The following is a 14,389-nucleotide window of genomic DNA, read 5'->3' as shown; positions in this document are numbered from 1 at the left end:
GCAATGCCGCGGCATGACACGGGTGTCGGCGCATTTACGCTGCAGGCCGTCATGTGGCTGGCACTGTTATGCAGCGGCGTGTTGGTCACCATCAACGCGCACGCAGAAGATGGCTACGATCTATGGTTGCGCTACCAACCGCTGGCCAATGCCGCGCAATTGCGCCAGAACGCCAGCGAACTGGTCATCGTCGGCCAATCGCCCACCGTGCACGCAGCACGCGATGAACTGGCGCGCGGCCTGCAGGGATTGTTGGGAAGCACACCGCCACGCGTGGACGCGGTGACGCAAGATGGCGCCATCGTCTTGGGCGCCGCCAGCGCGCCACAGATTGCCGCCCTGCGGCTCGATACATGCCAGTTGGGCCGCGATGGCTACCTGATTCGTCGCGCCGACCTAAATGGGCATCAGGTCACCGCCATTGTCGGCGGCAGCGATATCGGCGTGTTGTACGGCACATTCCACCTGTTGCGTCTGCTGCAGACCGGGCAGTCGCTCACAGCGGTGGATGTGCGCGCATCGCCACGCTTGCAGCTGCGCATGCTCAATCATTGGGACAATCTCGATGGTCTGGTGGAACGCGGCTATGCCGGCGCTTCGCTGTGGAACTGGCAGACGCTGCCCGGCTATCTGGATCCGCGCTACACCGACTACGCGCGTGCCAATGCATCGCTGGGCATCAATGGAACCGTGCTCAACAACGTCAACGCCAAGGCCTGGAGCCTGACGCCGGACTACCTTGACAAGGCGGCCGCCCTGGCGAAGGTGTTTCGTCCGTACGGGATTCGTGTGTTCCTCAGCGCGCGCTTCAGCGCGCCGATCGAAATCGGTGGCCTGACCACCGCCGACCCGCTGGACCCGCAGGTACAGCGCTGGTGGCGCGACACCGCCGACGCCATCTATGCACGCATTCCGGATTTCGGCGGGTTCCTGGTCAAGGCCAACTCCGAAGGCCAGCCCGGTCCGCAGGACTATGGACGCAGCCACGCCGATGGCGCGAACCTGCTGGCCGATGCGCTGGCGCCGCATGGCGGGGTGGTGATGTGGCGCGCCTTCGTCTACTCGCATGAGCAGCCGGACGACCGCGCCAAGCAGGCCTACAGCGAGTTCGTGCCGCTGGATGGCGCCTTTGCCGACAACGTGATCGTGCAGGTGAAAAACGGGGCGATCGACTTCCAGCCACGCGAGCCGTTTCACCCGTTGTTCGGTGCGATGCGCAAGACGCCATTGATGCCGGAATTCCAGATCACCAAGGAATATCTGGGCTTTTCCACCCACCTGGCCTATCTGGGCCCGCTGTTTTCCGAGACCTTGCAAGCGGACACCTATACGCGCGGCAAGGGCTCGACCGTTGCAAAGACAGTGGATGGCCGCTTGTTTACCGACAGCAAACGCACACGGCTGACCGGTATCGCCGGCGTGGCCAATATCGGCGCCGATCGCAACTGGAGCGGCTCGATCTTCGATCAGGCCAACTGGTACGCATACGGGCGGCTGGCGTGGGACCCGCAGCTGTCGCCGCGCGCGATTGCGCAGGAATGGGCGCGCATGACGTTTTCCAACGATCCGGCGGTGGTCGAGCCGGTGGTTTCCATGATGCTGCGCTCGCGCGAGGCGGTGGTGGATTACATGACCCCGCTCGGCCTGCACCACCTGATGGGGCGCGGCCACCATTACGGCCCGGCGCCGTGGGATACAGGCAGCGAACGTCCGGACTGGGACCCGGTGTATTACCACCGCGCCGACCGCAATGGTATTGGCTTCGACCGCAGTGCCAGCGGCAGCAATGCCGTTGCGCAATATGCCCCGCCGGTGGCGCGCGTGTTCGGCGACGTGCAGCGCGTACCCGAGCAGCTGTTGCTGTGGTTCCATCATGTGCCGTGGGATCACCGCATGGCCTCCGGCAGGCCGCTGTGGGACGAACTGGTGTGGCGTTACGACCATGGCGTGGCCGAGGTGACTGCGATGCGCACGACCTGGCAGGGTCTGGCCGGGAAGATCGATGCACAGCGCTACCAGCAGGTCGCCGATTTCCTGGCGATCCAGCAACGGGAGGCGCAGTGGTGGCGCGATGCCAGCATCGCCTATTTCCAGAGCGTGTCCGGGCGCTCGCTGCCTGCAGGCGTCAGCCCGCCGGCGCAGCCGCTGGCGTATTACCAGGCACTGACATTTCCGTATGCACCGGGGAATCCGAAGTGAGCGCATATCGCGTAAAGAGAGTGATCGGCACGCTGTCGGCGTTGCTGCTGCCATACCTTGCCAGCGCAGCGGATGCGCCGCTGCTGCATCCGGTGTTTCAGGACCATGCGGTGCTGCAGCGCGATGCGCCGATCCGCCTGTGGGGCGATGCGGCGCCGGGCACGCGGGTCACCGTGCAACTGGAGCGTGCGCAGGTGCAGGCTCGCGCAGACCGGCAAGGTCACTGGGAAGCGCGCTTGCCCGCGCACGCTGCCGGCGGCCCGTACAGCCTGAAGGCCAGCACGGGCAACGGTGCGATGCAGCAGATCGATGATGTGCTGATCGGCGATGTCTGGCTGTGTTCGGGGCAATCGAACATGGAATTGCAGGTGCATCGCACGCTGGATTCGCGCAGCGAGATTGCCGATGCCGACCACCCCAGCATCCGCATGTTCAAGGTGCCTGCGCAATCCAGCCCGACACCGCAACGCGGTTTCGGCGGCACTGCAACCTGGCAGCCCACCACACCGGAGACGGTGAAGGATTTTTCGGCCGCCTGTTACTACTTCGCACGCGAGTTGCAGAAGCAAGTCGACGTGCCGATGGGGCTGATCAATGCATCGTGGGGCGGTTCGCAACTGCAGGCCTGGATCGGCGACAAGGCCTTGCGTGCCGCTGGCGACGATGGTCCGGCACTGGATGTGCTGGCACGTTATGCAACCGATCCGGTCGCGGCCGCACCGCGTTGGGCCGCGCTGTGGGAAACCTGGTGGCATGCGCATGGCGAAGGCGAGCCGTGGCAGCCGGATGCGCCCGGCGACTGGCAGAACGCGCCGCCGGCCTTGGGCGCATGGGACGACTGGGGCGTGCCGCAACTGGTCGGCTTCAACGGCATGGTCTGGTACCGCACCAGCGTGGAGCTGACACCGGCACAGGCCGCGCAGGACGCCACGTTGTTGCTGGGGCCAGTGGACGAGCTGGATCAGACCTGGGTCAACGGACGCGGCGTGGGCAGCAGCTATGGCGCGGACCAGCCGCGTCGCTACGCGCTGCCGCGCGGACGGCTGCATGCCGGGCGCAACAGCATCGTGCTCAATGTGCTCAATACCTATCGACGCGGCGGGCTGCTGGGCGACGCGCCATCGCGCGCACTGCAATTTGCCGATGGCAGCACCGTGGCGCTGGACGCGCCCTGGCAATACCGCATCGTGCCGCAGGCAGTGGGCATGCCTCCGCGCGCACCGTGGTCGTCGGCGGCCGGGCTGACCACCTTGTACAACGGCATGATCGCGCCGCTGGAACACCTGGGCCTGCGTGGCGTGCTGTGGTACCAGGGCGAATCCAATACCGGCGATGCAGCGCGTTATCCGGCCTTGCTCACGGCCTGGCAGCGCGACTGGCGGCAGCGCTTCGGCGCAGTCCTGCCGTTGCTGGTGGTGCAGCTGGCCAATTACGGCGCACCGCCTACCCAGCCGACCGACAGCGGTTGGGCGCAATTGCGCGAAGCGCAGCGGCGTTTCGTCGCCAACGACGCGCACGCAGGATTGGCGGTGGCGATCGATATCGGCGACCGCTACGACATCCATCCGGCCAACAAACAGGAGCTGGGCCGGCGCCTGGCACGCGTCGCGCGGCATGTGGTGTATGGCGAGACGATTGCGCCTTCCGGGCCGGTGCCGCGCAGCGCACGCCGCGCCGGCGAGAGCGTGCGCATCGGCTTCGACGATGTCGACATCACGCTGGTGAGTTACGGCAACGACGCGCCGATCGGCTTCGAGCTCTGCGGCGATGCGGCCGGCAGCTGCCGCTATGCCAGTGCCACGCTGTCCGGGCGCGAGATCAGCCTGGGTGTTCCCGCCGGCGTGCAGGCCACGCGGGTGCGTTACTGCTGGGCCGACAGCCCGGTGTGCACCTTGTACGACCGCAGCGGCCTGCCGGCTGGCCCGTTCGAACTTCCCATCACTGCCACCTCTTCCCCCTGAGCGAGATCACGATGTCACAGACTTCCGACTCCCCTGCACCGCTGCAAGGTTCTGCCCGCGACCGCGAGATCGTCGAGGCGCGCGTCATCGTCACCTGCCCGGGGCGCAATTTCGTCACCTTGAAGATCCGCACGCGTTCGGGCGTCACCGGCGTAGGCGATGCCACGCTCAACGGGCGCGAACTGGCAGTGGCCGCCTACCTGCAGGAACACCTGGTGCCGAACCTGATTGGTCGCGATGCCGGACGCATCGAAGACATCTGGCAGTTCTTCTACCGCGGCGCGTACTGGCGGCGCGGGCCGGTGACGATGAGCGCGATTGCCGCAGTGGATGTGGCGTTGTGGGACATCCTGGGCAAGATGGCCGGCATGCCGCTGTATCAGCTGCTTGGCGGACGCTCACGCGAAGGGGCGCTGGTATATGGGCATGCGAACGGGCGCGATATTGCCGAAACCAGCGACGAAGTGGGCCGCTTCCGCGAGATGGGCTTTATCGCGATCCGCGCGCAATGCGGCGTGCCCGGCATCAAGAAGACCTACGGCATTTCTGTCGGCGGCAAGCCGTACGAACCGGCCGAAAGCGAGCTGCCCACCGAAACCGTGTGGTCCACGCCGCGCTACCTCGGTGTCGTGCCGCGCCTGTTCGAGCAACTGCGCGCCGACCATGGCGACGAGATCGAACTGCTGCATGACGCGCATCACCGGCTCACCCCGATCGAAGCGGCGCGGCTGGGCCGCGACCTGGAGCCGTACCGGTTGTTCTGGCTGGAAGATGCCACCCCGGCGGAAAACCAGCGTGCGTTCGAGCTCATCCGCCAGCACACCGTGACGCCGCTGGCAGTGGGCGAGGTGTTCAATTCGATCTGGGACTGCAAGCATCTGATCGAGCAGCAGCTGATCGACTACATCCGCACCACGATCGTCCATGCCGGCGGCATCACCCATGTGCGCCGGCTGGCCGATTTCGCCGCGCTGCATCAGGTGCGCACCGGCTTTCACGGCGCCACCGACCTGTCGCCGGTGTGCATGGGCGCCGCCTTGCACTTCGACACCTGGGTGCCCAACTTCGGCATCCAGGAATACATGTTCCATTCCGACGAGGCCAATGCGGTGTTCCCGCACGACTACCAATTCCGCGATGGCCGCCTGCACTGCGGCGAGACACCGGGGCATGGCGTGGACATCGACGAAGCGCTTGCAGCGAAGTATCCCTACGTGCCCAAGCAGCTGCCGATCGCGCGACTGGAAGACGGCGCGATGTGGGACTGGTGATGCGCGCGTTATCTGCCACGTGTATGGCCCTGCTGGTGGCCTTGGCGGCGCCTGCGAACGCGCAGGCGCAGGCGCAAACGTCTGCGGATGTCGCGTTCGACTGGTTCGAGTACCGCGGCGACGATGCGGTCTTCGCCACGCCGCTGCCGGCCGGGCATTACCGCAATCCGGTGCTGGCTGGGTTCTATCCCGATCCCAGTATCACCCGCGTGGGCGAGCGCTATTACCTGGTCAATTCGACGTTTACGTACTTTCCGGCGATCCCGGTGTTCGAGAGTACCGATCTTGTGCATTGGACGCAGATCGGCAACGTGGTCGAACGCCGCGAGCAGCTCGATTACGACGGGCTGCGCATGTCGCGCGGGATGTATGCCGCCAGCATCCGCCATCATGACGGGCGCTTCTACGTGGTGGGCACCTCGGTCGACAGCGGCGGCAATTTCATCGCCAGTGCCAGCCATCCGGCGGGCCCATGGTCGGCACTGACCTGGTTGCCCAGCATCGACGGCATCGACCCGTCCCTGTTCTTCGATACCGATGGCAGCGCGTACCTGCTCAACAACGGCCCGCCGGAAGGCACGCCGTTGTACGAGGGGCATCGCGCGATCTGGATGCAGCGTTTCGATATCGCAAAGAATGCGCCGGTCGGTCCGCGCAAGGTGTTGCTCAATGGCGGCGTGGATCTGGCCAGCAAGCCGATCTGGATCGAAGGCCCGCACCTGTATCAACGCGACGGGTGGTACTACCTCTCGTGTGCCGAGGGCGGCACCGGGCCGCAGCATTCGCAGGTGGTGTTGCGCAGCCGCAACGTGTGGGGGCCGTATGCACCCGCACCGAACAACCCCGTCCTGACCCAACGCGATCTGCCGGCCGAGCGCGCGCACCCGATCAGCAATGCCGGCCACGTGGATCTGGTCGATACGCCCGACGGACAGTGGTGGGCGGTGTTTCTCGCAAGCCGTCCCTACGCGGGCGATCGCTACAACACCGGGCGCGAAACGTTTTTGCTGCCGGTGCAGTGGCGCGATGGCTGGCCCTCGATCCTGCCGGCCGGGCAGCCAATCCCCTACATCGCCAAGGCGCCGACTGGCATGAAGGCAGGTGCCACGCAGGCGCCGTTGTCGGGCAACTTCGTCTGGCACGACGACTTCGATCAGGCCACTTTGCAGCGCGAATGGCTGACCGTGCGCGTGCCAAAGCAGGATGTGGCCGACCTGCGTACGCGGGCAGGCTGGTTGACGCTGCACGCCAACGCACAAGGGCTGGACGGTAGCGGAACGCCCGCGTTTCTCGCACGCCGCCAGCAACATCTGCATTTCACCGCCAGCACCGCACTGGAGGTGCCGGCCCAGGCAGGCATCAGTGCAGGCTTGGCCGCATTTCAGAATTCCACCGCGTGGTACGCGCTCGGCATTCGTCGCGATGGCAACGCCGTGCAGGTGTTCCTGGACAAGCGCGATGGCGCGGTCACCACCACGCTGGCGCAGACCCGCATCCCGGCCACTGCGCAGCTGCGGCTGCAAATCAGCGGCGATGGCGGTGCCTACAGCTTCGCCTTCGATGCCGATGGCCGCGGCTGGCAATCGCTACGCCGCAACGACGACGCCAGCTTTCTCAGCACCGCACAGGCCGGCGGCTTCGTCGGCAGCACGATCGGGCCGTTCGCCCAATCGCACCCCGACCGCCCTCAACAGGACTGACCATGCCTTCGCATCCGCCCGCTCCGCTTCGTTCGCTCGCGCACGGTGTCCTGCTCGCAGTGGGGTGCGCTGCAGGCGCTGCCCAGGCCGCTACGCCGCCACCGTATCTGGACACGCAGCGTTCTTTCGAGGCGCGCGCGGCCGATCTGGTGTCGCGCATGACACTGGAAGAAAAGGCCGCGCAGATGCAGAACGCCGCGCCGGCGATTCCGCGCCTGGGCGTGCCGGCCTACGATTGGTGGAACGAGGCGCTGCATGGCGTGGCGCGCGCCGGCGGGGCGACGGTGTTCCCGCAAGCGATCGGCATGGCCGCCACCTTCGACCTGCCGCTGATGCACGAGGTCGCCACCGCGATCAGCGACGAGGCGCGTGCCAAGCACCATCAGTTCCTGCGCCAGAACCAGCACAAACGCTATCAAGGGCTGACGTTCTGGTCGCCGAACATCAATATCTTCCGCGATCCGCGCTGGGGCCGCGGCCAGGAGACCTACGGCGAGGATCCCTTCCTCACCGCGCGCATGGGCGTGACCTTCGTGCAGGGCCTGCAGGGCGAAGGCGCCGATGCGCCGAAGAATGCGCAGGGCGAGCGCTACCGCAAGCTCGACGCCACCGCCAAGCATTTCGCCGTGCACAGCGGCCCGGAAGCCGATCGTCACCACTTCGATGCGCGTCCCTCGCAGCGCGATCTGTACGAGACCTACCTGCCGGCGTTCGAGGCGCTGGTCAAGGACGGCAAGGTGGATGCGGTGATGGGCGCCTACAACCGCGTGTATGGCGAGTCGGCCAGCGCCAGCAAGTTCCTGCTGCAGGATGTGCTGCGCCAGCAATGGGGCTTCAAGGGCTACGTAGTGTCCGATTGCTGGGCGATCGTGGATATCTGGAAGCACCACAAGATCGTCGCCACCCGCGAACAAGCCGCCGCGCTGGCGGTCAAGCACGGCACCGAACTGGAATGCGGGGAGGAGTATTCCACCCTGCCGGCGGCGGTCCGCCAGGGCCTGATCGACCAAGCGCAGATCGACACCGCGTTGACGACCTTGATGACCGCGCGCATGCGCCTGGGCATGTTCGATCCGCCCGGGCAGTTGCCGTGGTCGAAGATTCCCGCATCGGTCAACCAATCGCCGGCGCACGATGCGCTGGCGCGCCGCACCGCGCGCGAATCGTTGGTGCTGCTGAAGAACGATGGCCTGTTGCCATTGTCGCGCGCCAAGCTCAAACGCATCGCGGTGATCGGCCCCACCGCCGACGACACCATGGCGCTGCTCGGCAATTACTACGGCACGCCGGCCGCGCCGGTCACCGTGCTGCAAGGCATCCGAGCCGCGGCCCCGAATGCGCAGGTGCTGTACGCGCGCGGCGCCGACCTGGTCGAGGGGCGCGACGATCCGGCCGCCACGCCGCTGATCGAGCCGCAATACCTGCGGCCGTCGGCCACCTCGCCCGAACGCGGTTTGCGTGGCGAGTATTTCCGCAATCGCGACTTGTCCGGTAAGCCGGCCCTGGTGCGCGTGGATGCGCAAATCGGCTTCAAATGGGACCGCGGCTCGCCGACCGACAACCTGCTGGCGCGTGGCGAAGCCGGCCCGGGCGAAGCGGTGCCGGCGGACAACTTCAGCATCCGCTGGAGCGGCCAACTGGTCCCGCCGACCACCGGCGCCTACCACCTGGAAGCGGCCGCCGACGACGGCGTGCGCCTGTACCTGGACGGCAAGCCGGTGATCGACCGCTGGGCGACCACCGACCGCCTGCACGCCGATGGCGTCGATGTGCAGCTGCAGGCCGGCCGTGCCTACGAGTTGCGGCTGGAATACTTCGAAGCCGAGCGCGGTGCCGCCGTGCGCCTGGCCTGGCGGCAACCCGGGGCCAAGCCGCCCTTGCAGGAGGCGCTGGACGTGGCACGCAGCGCCGATGTGGTGGTCTTCGTCGGCGGCCTGACCGGCGATGTCGAAGGCGAGGAAATGAAGGTGAACTACCCCGGATTTGCCGGCGGCGACCGTACCGACCTGCGCCTGCCCAAGCCGCAGCGCGACCTGCTCGAAGCCTTGCAAGCCACCGGCAAGCCGGTGGTGGCGGTGCTGACCACCGGCTCGGCGCTGGCCATCGATTGGGCGCAGCAGCACCTGCCGGCGATCCTGTTGGCCTGGTATCCGGGCCAGCGCGGCGGCTCGGCAGTGGCCGACGTCTTGTTCGGCGATGCCAATCCGGGCGGCCGGTTGCCGGTGACGTTCTACAAGCAAAGCGAAACCCTGCCGGCGTTCGACGACTACGCCATGCGCGGCCGCACCTACCGCTACTTCGGCGGCACGCCGCTGTATCCGTTCGGCCACGGCCTGTCGTACACGCAGTTCGCCTATTCCGGTCTGCGCCTGGACCGCACCACCATCGCAGCCGATGGCGCGCTCACTGCCACCGTCACGGTCAAGAACACCGGCCAACGCGCGGGCGACGAGGTGGTGCAGCTGTATCTGCATCCGCTCGCCCCGCAACGCGAACGTGCCGGCAAGGAATTGCATGGATTCCAACGGATCGCCCTGCAACCGGGCGAGCAGCGCGAATTGCACTTCACCTTCAACGCAAACAACGCGCTGCGCATTTACGACGCGCAACGCAAGGCGTATGCGGTGGACCCGGGCGCCTATGAAGTGCAGATCGGCGCCTCCAGTGCAGATATCCGCGCCAGGCAGCGCTTTACCGTGACCGACAAGTAACAGCAGCCGACACGCTCGCCATGCGGCCGTGGATCGACAAGTCCTTCGGCCGCGATTACCCGAAAGCCGCTCTCCTTCCGGGGTGAAGGGGCATCGCTTGCGCGCCGTGGGCGCGCGTGCCTCGGAGCGCCCTCGTCGCACGACGCGGGCCGGGGCGCGGGGCGGATCAGGGCGATGGTTCGGCGCAGCCCCTCCAAACACCCCTACCTCGCAGGCGACACGATGCACGCACCACGTCTTTCGCTCGACACCCTGGCCACGCTGCCGCCGGTGGTTTCAAGGCCCAGCTATGACCCGGCAAGCCCCACCATCGGCATCGTGCATCTGGGCGCAGGTGCCTTCCACCGTGCTCACCAGGCCGTCTACATCGATGACCTGCTAGCCGAAGACCCCAGCTGGGCCATCAGCGCCGTTTCGCTGATCGCCCGCAGGTGCGCGATGCCTTGCGCCCACAGGATGGTCTGTACACCCTCGCCCTGCTCGACGAACACCCGCAATTACGCGTCATCGGGGCCATCGGCGAGGTGCTCTGCGCCGCAGACGAACACGCTGCCGTGCTCGCGCGCCTTGCCGACCCGGCAGTGCGCCTGGTCACGCTGACCATCACCGAGAAGGGCTATTGCCTGGCCGGCGACACGCTGGACCTCTCGCATCCAGACATCGTGCACGACATCGCCCATCCCGCGCGCCCGCGCAGCGCCATCGGCTACCTCGTCGCCGGGCTGCAGCAACGCAGGCACGACGGCACCGCGCCGTTCACTGCGCTGAGCTGCGACAACCTGACCGACAACGGCACGCTGCTGCAGCGCGCGGTGGTGCGGCTCGCCGCGCAGCGTGACCCGGCGCTTGCGCAATGGATCACGCAGCACGCAGCCTTCCCGCGCTCGATGGTCGACAGCATCACGCCTGCCACCGATGACGCGCTGCGCATGCGCGTACACGATCATCTTGGCGTGCGCGATGCCTGGCCGATCCAGCGCGAGCGCTACAGCCAGTGGGTGATCGAAGACCGCTTCTGCAATGGGCGCCCCGCATTCGAGCGCGTTGGCGTCACCCTGAGCGAAGACATCGCCGGCTACGCGCGCGCCAAGCTGCGTCTGCTCAACGCGCCGCACTCGGCGCTGGCGTATCTCGGCAGCCTGCTGGACCTGGAAACCGTGGCCGAGGCCATGCGTCACCGCGAACTTGCCGCGTACGTGGAAACGTTGATGCGCGCGGAGATCGCGCCCACCCTGCAGGCCATGCAGGGCTTCGATGCGCAACGCTACAGCGACGCCATCCTGGCCCGTTTTCGCAATCCCGCCATCGGTCACCTGCTCACGCAGATTGCCTGGGATGGCTCGCAGAAAATCCCGGTGCGACTGCTCGGCACGATCGGCGATGCACTCGCTACCGGCCGACCGATCCAGCGCCTATGCCTGGCCGTTGCGGCGTGGCTGCACTTCGTCCGCAGGCAGGCGCACAACGGCGTCCCGCTGACCGACCCAATGCACGATGCGCTCAGCGCGCTTGGACGCAACGCCACTGGCGATGCAGGTCATGATGTCGCTACCTTCCTGACACTGGAGGCGGTGTTCGGATCACTGTCCGCAGACGCGCGTTTTTGTGCGTCCTTGCAGGCGGCTTATGCCGCGCTCGGTACGGCCACCCCGACGGAAGTGACACGGGCACTTGGATCGATGGGTGAGGTGTAAGACGCTGCACGGCACCATCTCATTGCGCGCGCGGGTGCCATCAGGCGGGCGACCATTGCCGTCACCTCGCGCATGCAATGCATCACCCTGACGCGAGCACCTGCCCAATCCGCAGCAGATTGCCGCTCTCATCGACAATGGCGAACTCACGCATGCCCCACGGCTTGTCGCCAACCGGGTCGAGCCGGGGAATGCCTCGCTCGGGCAAGGCGGCGTGCTTCATCGCTGCGTGGACGGCATCCACATCGCCTACCCGGATGTAGCAGCCTGCATAACAGGCGGCCGGATCCAGATCCGGATGCGCGAAGAAGTGCAGTTCCACCTCGCCACGTCGCAGGATTGCGTAACCTGCATCGTGCGGATGCGCATCGCCGACAAAGCCCAGCTGCCGATAGAACGCTACTGTCTGCGGAATCGAACGGCTCGGCAGGGTCGGGATGGTTTGCGTGTCTACGTTGGTGCTGGTGTCCATGACCAACCTCCGTCGGGTCTGGACCCTAGAATCGCACGCCGGCGACGGCAATTGCACAGCCAATGTGTCTGACCTACCAGCTCAGCTGGTGCAGATAGCAGCCAACGCAGCAGTTGAAGAGGTCACCCAACGCCAGCGCCAGCTTGCCGCCCCGCCGCATGCACCCCGGGCGGCAACTTCCGCATTCGAAGCGATACAGGCAATGACCACCGCAGTCAGCGCGAAGAGCAACGTGCGGTTGCACTTGCTTGCCACATGTGTGGGCGCTCAATGGGAGTGGCAGCTTCGTTCGCACACTCGCCTTCAAAAGGCGATTGCAGGATCAAACCGTCTTCGGTCGCTTGACGCCACGTTTCTTCGACAGCCGCACCAGCACCACGATCACCAGTGCCAGAAAGCTCAGCTCCCACACGTAGAAGGCTGCGCCTACCCGGTCGATCATCACTTCGTGCCCGGCTTCGTTTTTCAGATAGCGGGTGGCACGAAAGGTATCCATGCCGATCAGGCATGCCGACAGCAGCAGGCCCAATGCCGTCCTATCGGATTTGAAGAGGTAACAGAGCCACGCACCGAAGAACAACAGGTTGGCTAACCAGGCGACGCATTGGCCATCGAGCACCTGGATCCAGCCGAGCATGAGCAGCACGACACCGCTCACATGTTCGGTACCGCCATGCAGTGCAGGAAGGCAGAGTGCGGCAACGTACAAGAGCGCCGACACGACCAGCAACAATGCTTTCACGAACGTCCTTGTTTGAGAGTGTGAGCGTGGCGCCTTGCGATGCCGGAGACGTGCCGCCACACCGCTTGCTGCGCACTATAGCAAAGCGTATGCGGCGGTCTTCCCACTCCATGTACTACCGTGCTCTGTGCAGCTACCTGCATGAAGCGCGGCTAGCAAAACGTAGCGAGCGGTCGCCCGGTGATGCGGACGAGGCCTTCAGACCGCAGTGTAGGAGTGGGCCATGCCGATTCCGAGCACACACCGCGCCCGTCTGGCGGCTGCGCCGCAGTTGTGTTGGCCGCCCGAGTCGAGACGGCGTTTTGCATTGGAGATCGCTATGCTTGCATCCCGCTTCATCGACGTATTTCCCAGTTCCTCCCAGCCTATGGCGATGCGAAAAAAACAGGATCTACCAGAGAAGGTCTGCGTGCAGTGCGGGCGGCCGTTCCGCTGGCGCAAGAAGTGGGAGCGTGTCTGGGATGCGGTGAAGTACTGCTCGGACCGATGCCGGGGCGACAGCAAACGTCACCGCCCCATAGTCTAGTCGGCACTATCTCAGACCCAGCGGCATGCAAAGTCGGGCATGTGCCGCACACCCTCTGATCCCAGCACGCACAAAGGCGCGCGACCGATACCGCTATTTCTTTCCCGCAGGCTTTTTCGTGCCGCTGGACTTGTTCGCTCGCTTGGTCGTGCTGCGCTTGCTGGCGACGGCCATGTTGTCCACCAGATTCGGATATGGGCGGCCCGCGGCTTTTGCGCGCTTGCGTGCCTGGGTCTTCTGCGATGGCGACAGTGGCTTGGAGCGCGAAGCGCCCTTCGGGCTGGACGTGTTCCAGGGCGCGGACGTCTTGCCTGCACGCTTTTTCGCAGCTGTGGAGGTGCTCTTCTTCGCCGCAGTGCGCCTTGATGACGCGTTCTTGGTCGCGCCTTTCTTCTCAGCCGCGCGGCTCTTTGCTGCAGCTTTCTTGGTTGCCTTGCTTGCGACCCTGGACGATGCAGTCTTTCTGGCGGAGGCGCTTGCAGCCGCCGTTTTTTTCGTGGCGCGCTTGGTCGGCGTGGTCTTTTTCGCAGCTGTCTTTTTTGCCGACGTCTTGGTCGCCGTTTTTTTTGCCGCCGCTTGCTTGGTTGCGGTCTTCTTTACAGCAGTCTTTTTCGAGCCATCTCCACTGCTGGCGCCCTTGGTCGCGCTTGCCTGGTGCAGGCGCGCGTACACACGCGCTGCCCAGCGCTGGCCTGCATCGCCGCCCCAGAGCAGCCAGGCGATGTAGCCAGCCGATGGCGCCTTGGCATCCGCCCAGCCCTTGCCGCGCTTGTCCACGCTGTGTCGCGCGAAGTACGCATGCATGCGTCCAATGGTCTGTGCAGACAGCGAGGTTTGCGCCGACAGGTCGCGCGCACGCGCCACACCAACGGCAGTACCGCCACGGCCGTGCTGCGCGCTTAGGCGCAGCCCACGCGCCGCTGCAGCGGCGACGCTCTTGGGCGGCGTTGTCGCCGAACGGGAAGTTGTCGAGGAACGCGTCACGCAGGTCTCCTGTCATTGCGGTAGCGGTAGTGTTTGCATACGCGCTGCTGTCGGACGTGAAGAGGCGGCGTCCACCTGGTCACTCGCATGCGGCCAAGACGCTGCGTTTGATGAAGCGCGCTGCGCCTA

9 protein-coding genes and 1 pseudogene are annotated in these 14,389 nt (G+C 65.8%); 8 read left to right on the top strand and 2 right to left on the bottom strand.

Annotation, left to right across the window (positions count from 1 at the left end):
• Positions 1 to 3 precede the first annotated feature (3 nt).
• From ACCQ03_RS01105 to ACCQ03_RS01080, 6 genes and pseudogenes are all read left to right on the top strand, one after another.
• Positions 4 to 2,199, top strand: coding sequence for an alpha-glucuronidase family glycosyl hydrolase (locus ACCQ03_RS01105; RefSeq protein ID WP_209227489.1), 2,196 nt, complete (start codon positions 4 to 6; stop codon positions 2,197 to 2,199).
• Positions 2,196 to 4,160, top strand: coding sequence for a sialate O-acetylesterase (locus tag ACCQ03_RS01100; RefSeq protein ID WP_209227472.1), 1,965 nt, complete (start codon positions 2,196 to 2,198; stop codon positions 4,158 to 4,160). The genes ACCQ03_RS01105 and ACCQ03_RS01100 overlap by 4 nt, the downstream gene beginning before the upstream one ends.
• An 11-nt stretch (positions 4,161 to 4,171) precedes the next feature.
• Positions 4,172 to 5,431, top strand: a complete 1,260-nt coding sequence (gene manD / locus ACCQ03_RS01095) for a D-mannonate dehydratase ManD (RefSeq protein WP_057678927.1) — start codon at positions 4,172 to 4,174, stop codon at positions 5,429 to 5,431.
• A gap of 23 nt (positions 5,432 to 5,454) precedes the next feature.
• Positions 5,455 to 7,131, top strand: a complete 1,677-nt coding sequence (locus tag ACCQ03_RS01090) for a glycoside hydrolase family 43 protein (RefSeq protein WP_209227470.1) — start codon at positions 5,455 to 5,457, stop codon at positions 7,129 to 7,131.
• A 2-nt stretch (positions 7,132 to 7,133) separates the two neighbouring features.
• Complete coding sequence (locus ACCQ03_RS01085; RefSeq protein ID WP_209227468.1) at positions 7,134 to 9,842, top strand: glycoside hydrolase family 3 protein; 2,709 nt, start codon at positions 7,134 to 7,136, stop codon at positions 9,840 to 9,842.
• Between the two features lie 222 nt (positions 9,843 to 10,064).
• A pseudogene (locus tag ACCQ03_RS01080) lies at positions 10,065 to 11,536 on the top strand (mannitol dehydrogenase family protein).
• A gap of 82 nt (positions 11,537 to 11,618) precedes the next feature.
• Here ACCQ03_RS01080 and ACCQ03_RS01075 read toward each other — a convergent pair.
• Together ACCQ03_RS01075 and ACCQ03_RS01070 are read right to left on the bottom strand one after the other, a co-directional pair.
• Positions 11,619 to 12,008 (bottom strand): bleomycin resistance protein, encoded by a 390-nt coding sequence (locus tag ACCQ03_RS01075; RefSeq protein WP_017155220.1) that lies wholly within the window; start codon positions 12,006 to 12,008, stop codon positions 11,619 to 11,621.
• A gap of 322 nt (positions 12,009 to 12,330) precedes the next feature.
• Positions 12,331 to 12,741 (bottom strand): hypothetical protein, encoded by a 411-nt coding sequence (locus ACCQ03_RS01070; RefSeq protein WP_209227487.1) that lies wholly within the window; start codon positions 12,739 to 12,741, stop codon positions 12,331 to 12,333.
• Between the two features lie 376 nt (positions 12,742 to 13,117).
• Between ACCQ03_RS01070 and ACCQ03_RS01065 the strand changes: the two genes are divergently transcribed.
• Complete coding sequence (locus tag ACCQ03_RS01065) at positions 13,118 to 13,276, top strand: DUF2256 domain-containing protein (RefSeq protein WP_080576160.1); 159 nt, start codon at positions 13,118 to 13,120, stop codon at positions 13,274 to 13,276.
• 220 nt (positions 13,277 to 13,496) lie between these two features.
• Positions 13,497 to 14,003, top strand: a complete 507-nt coding sequence (locus ACCQ03_RS01060) for a hypothetical protein (protein ID WP_209227485.1) — start codon at positions 13,497 to 13,499, stop codon at positions 14,001 to 14,003.
• Positions 14,004 to 14,389: the final 386 nt, after the last annotated feature.

Origin of the sequence: Xanthomonas sp. NCPPB 3569 (assembly GCF_041475645.2) — a bacterium.
Taxonomy (GTDB): Bacteria; Pseudomonadota; Gammaproteobacteria; order Xanthomonadales; family Xanthomonadaceae; genus Xanthomonas; species Xanthomonas phaseoli.
Note: the sequence above shows the minus strand (reverse complement) of the source record. Positions and strands in the feature narration are given on the sequence as shown.